The 2,614-nt window shown below is 60.7% G+C and carries 2 protein-coding genes; both read right to left on the bottom strand.

Translation table 11 applies throughout. The features are described 5' to 3' along the window. Window positions 1–1,221: methylenetetrahydrofolate--tRNA-(uracil(54)-C(5))-methyltransferase (FADH(2)-oxidizing) TrmFO (gene trmFO / locus A2I95_RS30730; protein ID WP_291735943.1), on the bottom strand; the 1,221-nt coding region annotated here is incomplete at its 3' end. 384 nt (window positions 1,222–1,605) lie between these two features. Next, entirely contained in the window at window positions 1,606–2,394 is a 789-nt protein-coding gene (locus tag A2I95_RS30725) for an enoyl-CoA hydratase (RefSeq protein WP_291735942.1), read from the bottom strand. Window positions 2,395–2,614: the final 220 nt, after the last annotated feature.

Below are 2,614 nucleotides of genomic sequence, written 5' to 3'. Positions count from 1 at the left end.
CGGCTGAAAGGTCTTGGCCTCGGCGCCGCCGGTGATGTGATGGATCAGCGCGCCCATAGCACTGTCCTGGGAAACTTCTGGCAGGTCCTGAGCAAGGATTTCCGCAGCAGCCAGCCGGCCTGCCAGCAGGCCCATCGCTGCGCTTTCCACATAGCCCTCGACCCCGGTGATCTGGCCGGCAAAGCGGATGTTGGGTTTCGTCTTCAGCCGCATCTGCGCATCCAGCAGGGTGGGCGAGTTCAAAAACGTGTTGCGGTGGATGCCGCCAAGGCGGGCGAAGCTGGCGTTCTCCAGCCCCGGGATCATCTTAAAGACCTGCGCCTGGGCGCCGTATTTCATCTTGGTCTGGAAGCCGACGATGTTGAACAGTGTTCCCAGCGCGTTGTCGCGGCGCAGTTGCACCACCGCATAGGCCTTGACGTCCGGCTGATGCGGATTGGTCAGGCCCACCGGCTTCATCGGGCCGAAGCGCAGCGTCTCACGGCCGCGATCTGCCATCACTTCGATCGGCAGGCAGCCGTCGAAATATCCGGCGGTCTCACCCTCGTGAAACTCGGTTTTGTCAGCTGACAATAATGCGTCGATGAAAGCCTCGTACTGGTCCTTGTCCATCGGGCAGTTGAGGTAGGCAGTGCGCTCCTCCTCGGTCTCGCCTTTGTCATAGCGCGATTGCATCCAGGCCTTCGACATGTCGATCGACTCGGCGTAGACAATCGGCGCTATGGCATCGAAGAAGGCCAGCGCCTCAGCCCCGGTTTCGGCCTGAATGGCCTTGCCCAGTTCCGGCGAGGTCAGCGGGCCGGTGGCAAAGATCCAGTGGCCGTCGGTCGGCAGTTCAGTGATTTCCTCATAAGAAACGCTGACATTCGGGTGCGCCTTCAGCTTGGCTGTCACGCTTTCGGCAAAGGGATCGCGGTCCACCGCCAGGGCGCCGCCGGCGGGCAGGCGGTGTTCATCGGCGGTGGTCATGATCAGCCCGCCTGCGGCGCGCATTTCCCAATGCAGCAGGCCCACGGCGTTCTGCTCGTCATCATCCGAACGGAAGGAGTTGGAGCAGACCATCTCGCCCAGGTTGCCGGTCTGGTGGGCAAAGGTTTCCACCTTGGGGCGCATTTCGTGGATCACCACCGATACGCCCATGTTCGCCGCCTGCCAGGCGGCCTCGGACCCGGCCATGCCGCCGCCCACGATATGCAATGTCTTTGCCGAATGATCTGTCATGCCCGCCACATAGGACAGGGGGAGGGTCTGCGCAACAGGCTTGGCAGTTCTATACGGGTCGCAGAGCTGCCACAATTCGCACGGGGCTTGCCAATTACGTGTGATCTGTCCGGGAGAGAGGAAAATTTGGGGCCGCCGCTGCGGGAATGGTACACCGGTGAGAGAGAACCGGTTGGAGGGACCCTTCCGCAGCAGCAGCCCAAATTGTGCCGGTCAGTGATTAATCAGCGACCGTGCCCAATCTTTGCCATCTTTCCGCCCGAATTGAAAGGCGTTTGGCTGGCGTCTTAAGGAAACAATATGTTCCGATTGGTAAACAAAGCCTAAAATTTTCGGAGAATTCCGGAGGTCAGGCCGGAATTCCCGTAAATTTATCCGGCGGGATCAGCTTTCCTGCCAGTCGGGCGCGCGTTTTTCGATAAAGGCGGCCATGCCTTCGATGGTGTCGCGGTACATCAGATTCTCGACAATCACGCCGCTGGTATAGTCATAGGCCTGATCCAGCGGCATTTGAAGCTGCTCGTAAAACGCCTGTTTGCCGACCTTCACAGCAGCGCCGAGCTTGGAGGCGATGGTTTCCGCCAGCCGGGTGGTTTCCGCCTCCAGCTTCTCCTGCGGCACGGAGCGGTTGGCCAGGCCCAGATCCACCGCACGGGCGGCGTTGATGAATTCACCCGTGGTCAGCAGCTCAAACGCCTGTTTACGGGGGATGTTGCGCGACAGCGCCACCATCGGGGTGGAGCAGAACAACCCGATGTTCACCCCGTTGACGCCGAATTTGGTGTCTTCCGCGGCCACCGCCAGATCGCAGGAGGCCACCAGCTGGCAGCCCGCCGCCGTGGCGATGCCATGCACCTGGGCAATCACGACCTGGGGCAGGGACTGCAATCCGGTCATCACGCTGGTGCAGCGGGCAAACAGATCCTGGAAATAACCTTTGCCGCCATCGTCGCCTGTGCGGCCTGCGGTCATCTGCTTGATGTCATGGCCCGCACAGAACCCTTTGCCGGTGCCGGACAGGATCACCACCTTGATACTGCTGTCTTCACGCAGGGCGTCGATCTGCGCCTGCAGTGCGGCCAGCATCTCGTCCGACAGTGCGTTCAGTTTTTCCGGCGTGTCCATCGTCAGCCGGGCAATGCCGCCCGTGTCGTGACGTTTCAGAATTGTCATCTTGCCCTCCTCGCAAATCTCGGGGCAACTCTATGCAGGGACAGGGGAAAGGGAAAGCATGGCGCTGGCATTTGATGTCGCAGGTCTGACGGATTACCTGCATGAGATTTTTCCGCAGGTGAAAGGCGAATTTGCCATTGATGCGATGGATGAAAGCGGCCTGCGGATGCGGCTGCTGACAGCCGAACGGCATCTACGGCCCGGTGGCACGGTGTCGGGG

Source organism: Leisingera sp. F5 (assembly GCF_001593695.1).
This window is presented reverse-complemented; position numbering and strand designations above follow the sequence as displayed.

What these genes read in the sequence shown, in the direction of transcription:
- A2I95_RS30725 (WP_291735942.1), bottom strand. Translation starts at nt 2,394, where the DNA reads ATGACAATTCTGAAACGTCACGACACGGGCGGCATTGCCCGGCTGACG.